The sequence below is a fragment of the Alcanivorax sp. genome (assembly GCF_002733835.1).
Lineage (GTDB): Bacteria > Pseudomonadota > Gammaproteobacteria > Pseudomonadales > Alcanivoracaceae > Alcanivorax.
The window spans coordinates 126,952-140,185 of sequence record NZ_NVWY01000003.1 but is presented as its reverse complement, the minus strand read 5'-3'; the positions used below and the strand labels follow the sequence as shown (position 1 = coordinate 140,185).

Here is a 13,234-nt window from a genome sequence, read left to right as displayed (position 1 = left end):
GCGATGATGGTTGTGGGAAGCGATGCTTGCATCGCGAATATAGACCATCAATCGCGGGTAATACGCCTTTAAAGTGGAAGGGACTTGTCCGCGTTTCAACTTTAAACTTTCAACTTATCCCCCGTGCCTTATAAGACAGCTCAAGGTGCCAAATTCGGTTTGATCCAGTCGTATCGTCGAACGACATGCGTAGGGCACCTGGAAGCCGGCCATGGCTTTGCTGGGGGCCATGCTCAGTACGTGGGCCAGCACCATGCGAATGACGCCGCCGTGGCAAACCAATAGCACGCGCTGACCTTTCAGCGTTTCCTGCCATAGCGCCCAGGCTTCACCAATGCGTTGATGAAAATCCTGAACGGTTTCCGCATTGCTCGGTGGGTGGCTTTCTGCATCGCGCCAGAAGTTGGCCTGATGATCGCCGTATTCCTGGGCCACCTGTTCACGGGTTTTGCCTTCCCAGTCACCGAAGCTGATTTCCTTGAAATCATGGGCCACGGTGAAAGGCAGGTTTTTTTCGCGGGCCAGTTCGGCGGCAAATTCCCGGCAGCGTAACAAGGGTGACGTGAGGATGTGATCCCACTGATCCTCCACCTGAATGGCGTCACGCATTTGCTGCCAGCCCAATTCGCTCAGAGGGTCATCCTTGTGGCCCCGATACATCTGACCGCCAGCCGGTTCACCGTGGCGAATCAAGTCAAAAAAGGTGGTGCTCATTGGTATCTGTTCCCGCTAACGTAGGTCGTATTAGGCGTCGTCGTAATCCGACAATTTATCCGTTTTGATTGCTTACACTGGCGTCGGCAAAGGTGGCCATCCGGTTGTGCAGCGCGCAGGCACTGCGTAATAACGGTACCGCTACAGCAGCACCACTGCCTTCACCTAATCGCAAGGACAGATCCAGCAAAGGCTTGGCATCCAGTGCTTGCAGCAGGCGCTGATGTCCGGGCTCCTGTGATTGGTGAGCGAACAGCAGCCAGTCCCGTAATTCCGGGCGGAGTCGGCAGGCGGCGAGGGCCGCAGTGGAGACAATAAAACCATCCACCAATACCGGGATGCCACGGACCGCGCAGCCAATAAAGGCACCGGTCAGAGCGGCGATTTCAAAGCCGCCCAATGAGGCCAGTGTCGCCAACGGTTCGGATTGTTTTTCGTGACGTGCCAGCGCCTGTGTAATCACTTCGATCTTGTGGGACACCCCTTCCGGTGTCAGCCCGGTGCCGGGTCCGGCGAGGACGGCCGCGTCTTCGCCCAGCAGTGCGCAGGCCAGGGCAGCGGCGCTGGTGGTATTGCCAATCCCCATTTCACCCCCGATAAACAGGTCGGCCTGGCGGTCGGCAGCCCGTTGGGCGGCGCGGTCCCCGGCGGCCAGAGCGGCGTGCAACTGCGTATTGGTCATGGCCGGTTGGCGGGCAAGGTTGGCCGTGCCCGGGGCGACGTGTTCATCGATGACGCCGTCTTCGATGGGCGGTGGTGTGACGGTGCCCAGATTGATGACTTCCAGCTCGGCGCCGAGCTGTCGGGCCAGCACGCTGATGGCGGCGCCGCCAGTGACAAAGTTGGCAATCATCTGCCCGGTGACGGCCTGGGGAAAGGCGGAGATGCCTTCTTCGCAAACGCCATGGTCGGCGGCAAAAACGGCCATGCTCACTTGTTCTGCCTGGGGCTGGTCCGTGGCCTGCAAGCTGGCCAGCTGGACGGCCAAAGACTCCAGGCGACCCAGGGATCCGGCGGGCTTGGTGAGCTGGGTCTGGCGGTGCAGGGCGGCGTGCCGATGGCTTTCGCTGGGGGCAGAAATGGGCTGTTGCCAGGGCAAAGGCGTGCTCACGGGTGTCTCCGGTCGGGGCGGCACAGGGCCGGAAAGCGGCAAATCCTCTGCCCCGCGACCGGGAGTGTCAAGTACACTGCCCCGCATCGATGCCGAGCAATGACACTGAAATCATGCTTTCTGTTTCCCTGATTAGCGCTGCGGTGGCGGCGGTTTTGCTGGATGCGCTGGCGGGCGAACCGCGTTGCGGGCATCCGCTGGTGATGTTTGGCCGGTTGGCCGGGTGGCTGGAGTTGCGCTGGAATGCGGACGCATCGGGCGGTGTGCTCCATGGGGCTGCTGCGCTGTGTCTGTTGGTGACGCCGGTGGTGTTGTTGATTGTGTTGCTATTGGTGGTACTGCCGGGATGGGCCGGCTGGCTAATGCAGGTGGTGGGGCTGTGGCTAGTGATTGGCGCGCGCAGTTTGGCCGACCATGGCCGTGCGGTCGCCGCACCGTTACGGGCGCAGAATTTGCCCGTGGCGAGAGAGCAGGTGGCGCGGATTGTCAGTCGCGACACGCAAGCGCTGGATGCCAACGGGGTGGCACGGGCGGCCACCGAATCCATGCTGGAAAACGGTGCCGATGCGGTGTTCGCCAGCCTGTTCTGGTTTGTGCTGGCGGGCTTGCCCGGCGCGGTGCTGCACCGGTTGGTGAATACGCTGGATGCCATGTGGGGCTACCGCACCGAGCGGTTCGAACGGTTTGGAAAACCGGCGGCGAGGCTGGATGATCTGCTTGCCTGGCTGCCCTCGCGGCTGACGGCACTGAGCTATGCGCTGGTGGGCGGATTGCACGGGCGCTGCCGGTTGGCGTTGCGCTGCTGGCGGCAACAGGCCGCTGCCTGTGATAGCCCCAATGCGGGCCCGGTGATGGCTGCCGGCGCTGGCGCGTTGGGGGTGCAGCTGGGCGGCGGTGCGCCGTATCACGGCGGCTGGAAAGACAAACCGTTGCTGGGTGAAGGCCGCACAGCAGATGCGGACAGTATCGATGCGGCCATTGTGCTGGTGCGGCGTAGCCTGGTGCTGTGGCTGGTGGTACTCATCGCGGGGGCGTTGCTGTGAGTGTGTCCCCGCAAGGCTTGGAGCACGGTGGGCGCCTGAATCAGGCGGTACGGCAGTGGGGCATTCCCCGCAGTGACTGGCTGGATCTGTCCACCGGCATCAGCCCGTATGGTTATCCCGTGCCGGCCATTCCTGAGTCGGTCTGGTTGCGCCTCCCGGAAGAGGATGACGGCCTGGACGCGGTGGCGCGTGATTGGTTGGGGCTGCCTGCGGGTGCCGGTTGCCTGCCGGTGGCGGGGAGCCAGGCCGCGCTGCAAACCTTGCCGGCCCTGCGATCGCCCTGCCGGGTAGGCGTTGTGGCACCGGCCTACGCCGAGCACGCCAGCGCCTGGCAACAGGGTGGTCATGAGGTGGTGTTGCTTGGTGTGGAGGAGGCTGAGGTGACGCTGCCGAGGCTGGACGTGCTGGTGTGCGTGAACCCGAATAATCCCACCGGAACCTTGTTGCCGGCCGCCACACTGCGGTGCTGGCACCAGCAGCTGGCCGCCCGCGGTGGCTGGCTGGTGGTGGATGAAGCCTTCCTGGAGGCCAGCAACGGCAAGTCGTTGGTGGGGGAGGCGCATCAGGCCGGCCTGATTGTGCTGCGGTCGTTGGGAAAGTTTTTTGGCCTTGCCGGATTACGCGCCGGGTTGATGGTCGCTGAACCGGCGCTGTGCCTCGCCTTGCAGCAGGCATTGGGGCCTTGGGCCATGAGCCACCCGGCGCGGTATGTGATGGCGCAGGCGATTCAGGATCAGGCCTGGCAGCAACAGCAGCGCCAGCGGTTGCGTGAGGATCGCCAGCGCCTGGATGGGTTGCTGAGTGCCGCCGGGCTGTCCCCCCAGGGTGACAGTGACCTGTTTGCCTGGTGTCCCGGCGACCAGTCGCAGGAGCACTTCGAGGCACTGGCAAGGCAGGGCGTGCTGGTGCGGTATTTTGCCGAGCCGCAAGCCCTGCGGTTTGGCCTGGCAGGGGGCGAGGCGCAATGGGAGCGTTTGCGCTACGCTCTGTCTGCGTTGGCTTGAGAGTTTACTCAAGCCAACGTGAGCCCCTTTCATAAAACGTTTTTGTGTTTGCTTGTTCCCCCGGCCATTGGTATTTTCGCGCCACCTTCCGGTGCCTTCCCTGAACGCAGGGCGGGTTAAACGGGAAGTCGGTGAGAGTCCCTGGCTCTAAATCCGACGCTGCCCCCGCAACGGTGATTGAGTGAACGACAGTCGAAACGCCACTGTGCTTTTGCATGGGAAGGCGACTGTCGAGAGGTTGCTCCTCGCTCATCAGCCCGGAGACCGGCCAGAAGGTAAGGAAGTCCGCTGCGGCTTCCAACCAGGTGTTGCGGTGGGCGATGCGGGGTGCGTTGGCGTGATGGCGCCTGTCTCCCTGTGCTTGTTCTGCTGCGGCTAAATCCAGGCCGTGCGGGTGGCACGGCAGAGGGGGATCTTCCAATGTTGTTTCGTTCCGTTGCGGCCTGCGCCGCGATGTCTTTGTCTGTGTGGCCGCTGCTTGCCTATGCCGAGCCCGCACAGTCCGATGATTCTGCTGCCCTGCAGGTTTCCATGCTCGATCCGGTGGTGGTCACGCCCACGTTGACCAGCCGCACTACGGAGGCTTCGTTGTCGTCGGTGACGGTGATCGATGAAAAGCAATTGCGTGAGCGCCAGCCGCAGGACATGACCGAGATGCTGCGTGGGCAACCCGGGGTGGATATCACCGGTAACGGCGCCTTCGGGAAAGCCACCAGCGTGTACCTGCGAGGAACCGGCAGCAGTTCCACCTTGCTGATGGTCGATGGGGTGCGGTTGCGTTCCGCCACCGCCGGCAGCCCCTCCTGGCAGTTTTTGCCCACCACCCTGATTGACCGTATCGAAATCGTGCGTGGCCCCCGTGGCAGCCTGTATGGCGCCGATGCGGTGGGTGGCGTGGTTCAGGTCTTTACCCCGGGTGCCCGCCATCTGAACAATGAACAAAGCGGCTGGATGGAATTGGGCGGTGGTTCCTTCAATAGTCGCCGGGTCGCCGCCGGTGCCCAGGGCGAGCAGGATGGCACGCGCTATAACGTGGCCGTGGACCGCTTCGATACCGATGGCACGGAAATCCGTGAAGGCAGCGAAGATCGCGGTTACGACAATACCTCTGCGGTGGCTCGCCTGACCCACCGTTTTGATAACGACGCGGAAATCGGCGTGTTCGGTTTTCGCGCGGCGGGCAGTACCGAATTTGAAGGCAGTACCCCCGAGCAGGAAAAAGTGACTGACTACGCCATGCAGATCGCCGGAGTGAAAGGGCAGCTGTGGGTGACGGAAAACTGGCTGAGCAAACTGATTCTCAGCGATGCCCGTGACGACAATGAAAACTTCACCGACGGGGACCGGGACAGTATCTTCAACACCCGCAGCCGGGCAGCGAACTGGCAGAACGTTTTTGCCCTGGGGGATCACCAGCTCGTGGTAGGTGCCGATTACTTGCAGGACCTGGTGGACAGCACCACGTTGTATTCAGAAGAGGAGCGTGAAAACACCGCCGGTTTTGCCCAGCTGTTGCTGAACTTTGGTGCCTTCGATGTGCAGGCCAGCGGGCGCTACGATGACAACGAAGCCTACGGCAGTGAAACCACCGGTGGTCTGGCGTTGGGCTACAAGCTGGATGCGCATCACCGTCTACGGGCCAGCTATGGCACCGCCTTCCGCGCACCGACGTTCAATGACTTGTACTTCCCGGGCTTTGGTAATGATCAACTAGACCCTGAAAGTTCAAAAAGCACCGAAGTGGGCGCAAGAGGCCAGTACCGGTATTGGTACTGGGACATTGCGGCCTACCAGACCGACGTGGATGACCTGATTGCCTATGCCTTGCAAGGGGGGCGTTACGCACCGTTCAATGTGAACCGGGCGCGTATTCGGGGTGCCGAAGTGGCCGTTGGGGTGGATATCAACCAGTGGCGTGCCGGCGCGGCCTTTACGGCTCAGGATCCCGAAGACCGGGACACCGGTTTGGTGCTGCAGCGTCAGTCCCAGCGCAGTTTCCGTTTTGACCTGGACCGGGCCCTGGGCGAGTTTTCCCTGGGCGGTAGTGTGGTGCTACAGGGCCACCGTTATAACGATGCCGATAACGACGTGCGGCTGTCCGGTTTTGGTCTGCTGGATTTGCGGGCGGGCTGGAATTTCGCGCCCAACTGGTCCACACGTCTGGCGGTGAAAAACGTGCTCGACAAGGAATACACCACCGCACAGAACTTTGCTGGGTGGAACTATATGAACGCAGGGCGTTCGGTAATGTTGAGCCTGCGCTACGATAGGTAGTGCAGAGGTTCTCAACATCAGATGGAGTGAGTGGATGCGAGTATTACGCTGGGGGGTGTTGTTGCCGATGCTGGCCCTGTTTCATACGGCAATGGCGGCGGTGTGTGTCACCGACGATACCCAGCGCGAGCTCTGTCTGAAAAAACCGGCCAGCCGCATCGTGGCTTTGTCCCCCGGTGCCACCGAATTGCTGTTTGCGGCGGGCGCGGGCGGACAAATGGTCGGGGCGGTGAGTTTTAGTGATTACCCGCCAGCGGCGAAAAAGTTACCGCGGGTAGGCAGCTACAAGCGCCTGGATCTGGAGGCGGTGTTGGCGCTGAAGCCGGACCTGATTGTGGCCTGGCACAGTGGCAATCCGTTGCCCCAGGTGGAGCGTCTGCAGGCCCTGGGTCTACCGGTGTATTACAGCGAACCGCGCCGGTTTGCGGATGTGGGTACCACGCTGGAGCGGTTTGCCCGGCTGGCGGGGACGGAACAGGTTGGGCAGGGCGCGGCGGATGCGTTCCGTGCCGGCATTGATGCCCTGCGTGAACGTTACGCCGATGCGTCAAAAATCAGTGTGTTCTACCAGGTGTGGGAAGAGCCATTGATGACGGTGAATCGTGAGCATCTGATCAGTGAAGCGATTCAGATATGTGGCGGCGTAAACGTGTTTGCCGATCTGCCCACGCTGGCGCCGCGTATCAGCAAGGAGTCGGTGCTGGAGAAAAACCCACAGGCCATCGTTGCGGGTGGCATGGGCGAAGATAATCCCGGTTGGCTGGATCCCTGGCGGCAATTTGCCACCTTGCAAGCGGTGAAAAACGACAATCTGTTTTTTGTCGCGCCCTCCACATTGCAGCGGCCCACGCCGCAAATGCTGACCGGTGCCCGTACTTTGTGTCGGCATCTGGACTCTGCCCGTGCCCGTCAGTAAGCAGCGGGCAATTCCCGCCCTGTTGGGGCTGGCCAGTCTTGGGCTGTTGGCGTTATTGCTGTCGGTGGCGGTGGGCAGTGTGTCGATTTCGCTGCAGGACCTGTGGGCGGTAGCCACCGGCGGCGGCAGTGAACTGTACCGGGAGCTGATTGTGTCGCTGCGGATGCCCCGTGCGTTGGCAGCCTTTTCTACCGGGGGGTTGTTGGCGTTGGCCGGTGCCCTGATGCAGGTACTGTTGCGCAATCCGCTGGCGGATCCCTATGTGTTGGGTATTTCCGGTGGTGCGGCCGTTGGTGCGCTGGGGGCCATGCTGGTTGCTGGTGGGCTGGCGCTGGTGTCCGGTTCAGCGTTTGCCGGCGCCCTGTTGTCCACCTTGCTGGTATTTGGGCTGGCGCAAGGTGGTGGCGGCTGGACTCCCACGCGCCTGTTGCTGACCGGCGTGGTGGTGGCAGCCGGCTGGGGCGCGGTGATTACGTTCATGTTGACCATGAGTCCGGCGGATCGGCTGCCGGGCATGCTGTATTGGCTGATGGGTGATTTGAGTTATGCCCGTGCGCCCTATGGGGCCTGGCTGGTATTGATTCCGGCGGTGCTGCTCACGCTGCCGCTGGGGCGCAGTCTTAATGTGCTGGCGCGGGGGCCGTTACAGGCGGCGGCGCTGGGCATTGCGGTAAAGCCGCTGGAGTGGCTGGTGTATATCCTCGCCAGCCTGCTGACCGCAGTAGCGGTGACCACGGCGGGCAGTGTGGGCTTTGTCGGCTTGATTGTGCCGCATATGCTGCGGCTGTTGCTGGGCAATGATCAGCGCATCATCCTGCCCGCCAGTGTGCTGGCCGGCGGTACCTTGCTGACCGTGGCCGATACCCTGGCGCGCACGGTGATGGCGCCGGAACAGTTGCCGGTGGGGGTGATTACTGCCCTGTTGGGGGTGCCCACTTTCCTGTTTTTGCTGCATCGAAACCGCTGATGGATTGGCAAAGGCATTGCCCGGAACCTGTGTCACCAAACGGAGAGCGCCATGGCGGTGCTGGACATTGAAAATCTGATTGTCGATATCCCGGGCCGTGCGGATGGTGAGCCTCTTGGTTTGCAGGTGAAATCCGGCCAGCGTTGGGGCGTATTGGGGCCGAACGGGGCGGGCAAAACGTCATTGCTGCATACCCTGGCGGGGTTGCGGCCACCCCGACGTGGCCGGGTAAGTCTTAACGGGGAGCCCTTGGAAAATCTGTCGCGGCGCCAGATTGCCCGGCAGGTGGCGGTGGTGTTCCAGGAGCGCCAGGACAGCTTCCCTGCCACGGTTATGGAGACCGTGCTGATTGGTCGCCACCCTTTTTTGTCTGCCTGGCAACGCGAGAGCGCCGAGGATATTCGTTTCGCTCAAGAGGCCTTGTCTGCGTTGTCGCTAAACCTGCTCAAGGATCGCCTGGTGAGTACCTTGTCCGGCGGCGAGCGGCAGCGGGTGTCCATTGCCACGGCGCTGACCCAGCAACCAACGATCTGGCTGGCGGATGAGCCCACCAACCATCTGGACTTGCATCATCAGGTAGCCGTTATGGAATTGTTGAATCAACAGGCGGATAACGGTGCGGCGGTGTTTATGTGCCTGCACGATCTGAACCTGGCCGCCCGCTGGTGTGATCACCTGCTACTGCTCTATCCGGACGGCGAGCTGTGCTTCGGCCCGGCGCACACCATGCTGGTGCCGGAGGCGCTGGAACGTCTTTACGATCAGAAGATGGTGGTGGCGCAAGTCAATGGTGCGCCGGTGTTTGTCCCGGGCTAGCGCAGCCAGCGTAGCTGGAAAATCAAACGTAAATGAGTCCTACGATGGCAACCTTATTAAATGCCACGGTGCCCGCGGCGCTGATTAGCGCACCGGGTTCCGGGCAGGGTAAATCCCTGATTACCGCCGCGCTGGCAAGGCTGCACCGCAATGCGGGGCGCCGGGTTCGCGTGTTCAAGTTCGGCCCGGACTATCTGGATCCGATGATTCTGGAGCAGGCCAGTGGCGCGCCGGTGTACCAGTTGCAACCGTGGATGACCGGGGAGGATGAATGCCGCTGGCGGCTGGCGCAGGCTGCGCAAGAGGCCGATCTGATTCTGGTCGAGGGTGCCATGGGGCTATTCGACGGCACGCCATCCAGTGCGGATCTGGCGGTGTTGGCGGGTATCCCCGCCTTGCCGGTGATCGACGCCTGGGGCATGGCGCAAACGTTCGGTGCCGTTGCGTTGGGGCTGGCCCGTTATCGCGATGATCTGGTGGTCAACGAAGTGATTGCCAACCGGGTGGCCAGCCAACGTCATGGCGATTTGTTGCAGGAAGGTATGCCTGAGGACGTGACTTTGCTGGGCTCGGTGCCCCGGCATCCGGCCATGACCTTGCCCGAGCGTCATTTGGGATTGGTGCAGGCCAGTGAGCTGGCGGATCTGGATGCGCGTCTGGATGAGGCGGCAGCCGTATTGCAGGGGGCAGGGCTGGACCGGTTGCCGCAGCCGGTGCGTTTTTCCGCAACAGCGCCTGAGCCGTTGCCGCCCCTGCTGGACGGATGCCGTATCGGCATTGCCCGTGATGCGGCCTTCGCCTTTATCTATCCGGCGAATCTGGATGCGTTACGTCAGATGGGGGCAACCCTGACGTTCTTTTCCCCATTGCAGGATGCCGCGTTGCCCCAGGTGGATGCGCTATGGCTGCCGGGCGGTTACCCGGAACTACACGGAGAAGCCTTGGCCATGAATACCGCCATGGGCGACGCCATTCGCGACCACCACGCGGCTGGCAAACCGGTTCTGGCGGAGTGTGGCGGCTTGATGAGTTGCATGGCAACCCTGATCGATGGTGATGAAAAACGCCATGCCGGTTTCGGGCTGTTGCCGGGTGAGGCGGCGCTGACGAAAAAATTGCAGGGGCTGGGTATGCAGGCGCTGGCAACCCCCCAGGGTGAACTGCGTGGGCATACTTTTCACCACGGCTGTCTGACCACACCGTTAACGCCGGCGGCTTTCAGCCAGAAGCAAACCGGTACGCAAGGCGAGCCGGTCTATCAGGATCAGGGCCTGGTGGCGAGTTTCTTCCACGGTTATTTTCCGTCGGCCCCGCAAGTGGTGGCGGATATCTTTAACGGCCACTTTCGCGCTGAAGTGATTTTTTCAGATCAGGATCCCCTTTCCCGCACAGGAGAAGACCATGCGTGACGATGCGAAAACCCCGGAGCGCCATGCCTGGCGCATGGCCAAAAAACAGGAAATCATGCGCGATCGTATCGCCAATGCCGACAAGGATCAGGGCATCCTGCTGGTCCTGACCGGACCGGGAAAAGGCAAGAGTAGCTCTGGCTTCGGGATGGTGGCTCGGGCGTTGGGGCATGGCATGAAAGTGGGCGTGGTGCAGTTTATCAAAGGTGCGTTCAGCACCGGTGAAGAAGCCTTTTTTCGCGACCTGCCCAATGTGGATTACCACGTCATGGGTGAAGGCTATACCTGGGACACCCAGGATCGCGATCGCGATGTGGCCGCGGCCCGGGCGGCCTGGGAGATCGCCAGAAAGATGTTGCAGGACGACAGCTACCACATGGTGTTGCTGGATGAACTGAACATTGCCCTGCGCTACGACTACCTGGACCTGGATACCGTCCTCGATGACCTGCAAAGCCGCCCCGCCATGCAACACGCCATCGTCACCGGCCGTTACGCGCCGCAAGAACTGATCGAACTGGCTGACACGGTGACAGAAATGAAAGTGGTGAAGCATGCGTTCAAGGATCTGGGGGTGCGGGCGCAGAAGGGCGTGGAACTTTAGTTGACAGTTGATAGTTGGCAGTTGACAGCGAAAGGCAAAAAAATGGGAAGGTGCTGAGGGTGATGTGTTGAAGGCGGGGAGTGAAGCGGGTTTTAACTGTCAACTGTCCACTATCAACTGTCCACTGACATTGATGGTCCAGGGCTGTACCTCCGATGCGGGGAAGAGCACGGTGGTGGCGGCGTTGTGTCGGTGGTTTGCGAAGCGAGGATATTCAGTCGCGCCATTCAAGCCGCAGAACATGGCATTGAACAGTGCGGTGACAGTGGACGGCGGGGAGATTGGTCGCTCTACTGCTTTGCAGGCGTTGGCCTGTGGTGTTGAACCGCATAGCGACATGAACCCGGTGTTGCTCAAGCCCCAGACAGACATGGGCGCGCAGGTCATTATTCGTGGCAAGGTGCTGGGCAATATGCAGGCGCTGGATTATCACGCTTATAAAAAGACGGCCAGTGAAGCGGTGCTGGCGGCCTGGAAAGATTTATCGGCACGCTACGACGTGATTATTGTGGAAGGGGCAGGGAGTCCGGCTGAGATCAATCTACGCGAAAATGATATTGCCAACATGGGCTTTGCCGAGATGGTGGATTGCCCGGTGATTCTGGTTGCCGATATCGATCGCGGCGGTGTCTTTGCCCATCTCACCGGTACGCTGGATTTGCTTTCCGAGAGCGAACAGAAACGCACCCTGGGGTTTGTCATCAACCGTTTCCGTGGCGACCTTTCCTTGCTGCAAGGCGGACTGGACTGGCTTGAAGATCGCACCGGTAAACCCGTGTTTGGCGTGCTGCCCTATCTCCATGGCCTGACCCTGGATGCGGAAGATGCGGTGGATGAGCAGGGCGAACACGAAAGTGATGCACTCAATGTGGTGGTGCCGCTGTTGCCGCGCATGAGCAACCACAATGATTTTGATCCTCTGCGCCTGCATCCGCAGGTCAACCTGCGTTTTGTGAAAATGGGCGAGCCCTGGCCGGCGGCGGATCTGGTGATCCTCCCCGGCAGCAAGGCCACCCGTGCGGACCTGGCCTTCCTGCTTGAACAAGGTTGGGACAAGCAGATCGAAAAGCACCTGCGTTACGGCGGCAAGGTGCTGGGCATTTGCGGTGGTTTTCAGATGCTGGGCCAACAGATTGATGATCCGGATGGGCTGGAAAGTGATGCGGGCAGCAGCGTGGGGCTGGGCTGGCTGGACATGAGTACACGTCTGGTTGCTGGCAAGCAGTTGCGTAGCGTTGATGGAATTTTTCTACCTGCGAACACCTCTATCCACGGCTATGAAATTCATAATGGCGTTAGTCAGGGAGCGGCCCTGTCACGGCCCATGCTGCAACTGGGTGACCATGAAGACGGCGCGATCAGTAAGGATGATCAGGTGATGGGGTGTTATTTGCATGGTCTGTTCGACAATGCTGGCGCTGCCAAAGCGATTTTGCAGTGGGCCGGGCTGTATAGCCACGAGGCTGTGGACTATGACGGCCACCGACAGCGAGACCTCAACCGGTTGTGCGCCATGCTGGATGCGCATGCAGACATGGCGGGATTGCTTGCAGCGATGAATAAGCCGCCAAATAAATAGGCGTGTGAAATCTGGCGTTTCCCCTTGCTGGTGGTTGTGCTAAAACAATCAAAGCTCAAGGATCGGGTGCTCGCTTACTTCACCTCTGGAGATATTGATGCACAAGGACGCGGTGCATGCAGGGCAGTCTGCCTACACGCCATTTTCCCTGAAGCTTTATGACCAGGCTGTTCTCGGCCTTTCCTGTCGCTGGGTATGGAAATGCCCATCCCGCTCCCTTCTTGTCCATTATCAGGAAAACATTAGCGCTAATCATCTGGATGTGGGTGTTGGTACCGGATATTTTCTGGATAAGGTCCGCTTTCCTGTGCCCTCGCCGCGGGTGGTGTTGATGGATCTGAACCCACATAGTCTGTCCTGCTGTGCGCAACGTATAGCGCGTTATCAGCCGCAGATCCTGCAACGCAATGTACTGGCTCCCATTGATTTTGACGGCCCGAGGTTTGATTCCCTGGCCATGAACCTGTTGTTCCATTGTCTGCCTGGCAGCTTGCCTGGAAAAGCCGTGGCGCTGGATCATCTTTTGCCGCTATTGAATCCGGGAGCACGGGTGTTTGGTGCCACTCTGTTACAGGGGCGTGTGCCCCGCTCTTTGCCGGCCAAAGGGCTGATGTCGCTGTATAACGCCAAGGGGATTTTCTCCAACCGCAACGACAGTGCGGCGGCCCTGTGTGAGGCGCTGGAGTCGCGGCTGGATGAGGTTCAGGTGCGTGTTGAAGGTTGTGCGGCGTTGTTTTCGGGGCGTCTGCCCACGTAAACGTTGATAGTGAAACCATGCATGGGCAGGCGAGAGACAG

12 protein-coding genes and 1 riboswitch are annotated in these 13,234 nt (G+C 60.8%); of the genes, 10 read left to right on the top strand and 2 right to left on the bottom strand.

Translation table 11 applies throughout. The features are described from left to right. Positions 1-114 precede the first annotated feature (114 nt). A complete protein-coding gene (locus tag COA55_RS02900; RefSeq protein WP_290500553.1) occupies positions 115-714 on the bottom strand; it encodes a histidine phosphatase family protein in 600 nt (199 codons plus the stop codon). A gap of 55 nt (positions 715-769) precedes the next feature. Next, positions 770-1,825, bottom strand: a complete 1,056-nt coding sequence (gene cobT, locus COA55_RS02895; protein ID WP_063538077.1) for a nicotinate-nucleotide--dimethylbenzimidazole phosphoribosyltransferase — start codon at positions 1,823-1,825, stop codon at positions 770-772. 113 nt (positions 1,826-1,938) lie between these two features. Here cobT and cbiB point away from each other — a divergent pair, with 113 nt between their 5' ends. The 10 genes from cbiB to COA55_RS02845 all read left to right on the top strand — a co-directional run bounded on the left by cbiB (position 1,939) and on the right by COA55_RS02845 (position 13,194). After that, positions 1,939-2,868: an adenosylcobinamide-phosphate synthase CbiB gene (cbiB, locus tag COA55_RS02890; RefSeq protein WP_290500550.1), complete on the top strand. Its 930-nt coding sequence runs from the start codon at positions 1,939-1,941 to the stop codon at positions 2,866-2,868. Beyond that, a complete protein-coding gene (cobD, locus tag COA55_RS02885) occupies positions 2,865-3,872 on the top strand; it encodes a threonine-phosphate decarboxylase CobD (protein WP_290500549.1) in 1,008 nt (335 codons plus the stop codon). Before cbiB ends, cobD begins: the two co-directional genes overlap by 4 nt. A gap of 72 nt (positions 3,873-3,944) precedes the next feature. Further along, a riboswitch (cobalamin riboswitch) is annotated at positions 3,945-4,160 on the top strand. Between the two features lie 132 nt (positions 4,161-4,292). After that, positions 4,293-6,146 carry a TonB-dependent receptor gene (locus COA55_RS02880; protein ID WP_290500547.1) on the top strand — a complete coding sequence of 618 codons (1,854 nt, stop codon included), beginning with the start codon at positions 4,293-4,295 and terminating at the stop codon, positions 6,144-6,146. Between the two features lie 34 nt (positions 6,147-6,180). After that, positions 6,181-7,062 (top strand): cobalamin-binding protein, encoded by an 882-nt coding sequence (locus COA55_RS02875; protein ID WP_290500545.1) that lies wholly within the window; start codon positions 6,181-6,183, stop codon positions 7,060-7,062. After that, positions 7,049-8,029: an iron ABC transporter permease gene (locus COA55_RS02870; RefSeq protein ID WP_082872342.1), complete on the top strand. Its 981-nt coding sequence runs from the start codon at positions 7,049-7,051 to the stop codon at positions 8,027-8,029. The genes COA55_RS02875 and COA55_RS02870 overlap by 14 nt, the downstream gene beginning before the upstream one ends. A gap of 51 nt (positions 8,030-8,080) precedes the next feature. Further along, complete coding sequence (locus COA55_RS02865; RefSeq protein ID WP_290500543.1) at positions 8,081-8,845, top strand: ABC transporter ATP-binding protein; 765 nt, start codon at positions 8,081-8,083, stop codon at positions 8,843-8,845. A gap of 44 nt (positions 8,846-8,889) precedes the next feature. Beyond that, complete coding sequence (locus COA55_RS02860) at positions 8,890-10,254, top strand: cobyrinate a,c-diamide synthase (RefSeq protein ID WP_290500542.1); 1,365 nt, start codon at positions 8,890-8,892, stop codon at positions 10,252-10,254. Then, a complete protein-coding gene (gene cobO, locus COA55_RS02855) occupies positions 10,247-10,858 on the top strand; it encodes a cob(I)yrinic acid a,c-diamide adenosyltransferase (RefSeq protein ID WP_290500541.1) in 612 nt (203 codons plus the stop codon). The genes COA55_RS02860 and cobO overlap by 8 nt, the downstream gene beginning before the upstream one ends. A 133-nt stretch (positions 10,859-10,991) precedes the next feature. Further along, on the top strand, positions 10,992-12,437 hold the full coding sequence (locus tag COA55_RS02850; RefSeq protein WP_290500623.1) for a cobyric acid synthase: 1,446 nt from the start codon (positions 10,992-10,994) through the stop codon (positions 12,435-12,437). A gap of 97 nt (positions 12,438-12,534) precedes the next feature. After that, positions 12,535-13,194 (top strand): class I SAM-dependent methyltransferase, encoded by a 660-nt coding sequence (locus COA55_RS02845; protein WP_290500540.1) that lies wholly within the window; start codon positions 12,535-12,537, stop codon positions 13,192-13,194. Positions 13,195-13,234: the final 40 nt, after the last annotated feature.

Excerpts from the sequence above, each read along its gene's own strand:
- COA55_RS02875 (WP_290500545.1), top strand. The coding sequence starts at position 6,181 with ATGCGAGTATTACGCTGGGGGGTGTTGTTGCCGATGCTGGCCCTGTTT.
- COA55_RS02880 (WP_290500547.1), top strand. The coding sequence starts at position 4,293 with ATGTTGTTTCGTTCCGTTGCGGCCTGCGCCGCGATGTCTTTGTCTGTG.
- COA55_RS02860 (WP_290500542.1), top strand. The coding sequence starts at position 8,890 with ATGGCAACCTTATTAAATGCCACGGTGCCCGCGGCGCTGATTAGCGCA.
- COA55_RS02900 (WP_290500553.1), bottom strand. The coding sequence starts at position 714 with ATGAGCACCACCTTTTTTGACTTGATTCGCCACGGTGAACCGGCTGGC.
- cbiB (WP_290500550.1), top strand. The coding sequence starts at position 1,939 with ATGCTTTCTGTTTCCCTGATTAGCGCTGCGGTGGCGGCGGTTTTGCTG.
- COA55_RS02850 (WP_290500623.1), top strand. The coding sequence starts at position 10,992 with ATGGTCCAGGGCTGTACCTCCGATGCGGGGAAGAGCACGGTGGTGGCG.
- COA55_RS02845 (WP_290500540.1), top strand. The coding sequence starts at position 12,535 with ATGCACAAGGACGCGGTGCATGCAGGGCAGTCTGCCTACACGCCATTT.
- COA55_RS02865 (WP_290500543.1), top strand. The coding sequence starts at position 8,081 with ATGGCGGTGCTGGACATTGAAAATCTGATTGTCGATATCCCGGGCCGT.
- cobO (WP_290500541.1), top strand. The coding sequence starts at position 10,247 with ATGCGTGACGATGCGAAAACCCCGGAGCGCCATGCCTGGCGCATGGCC.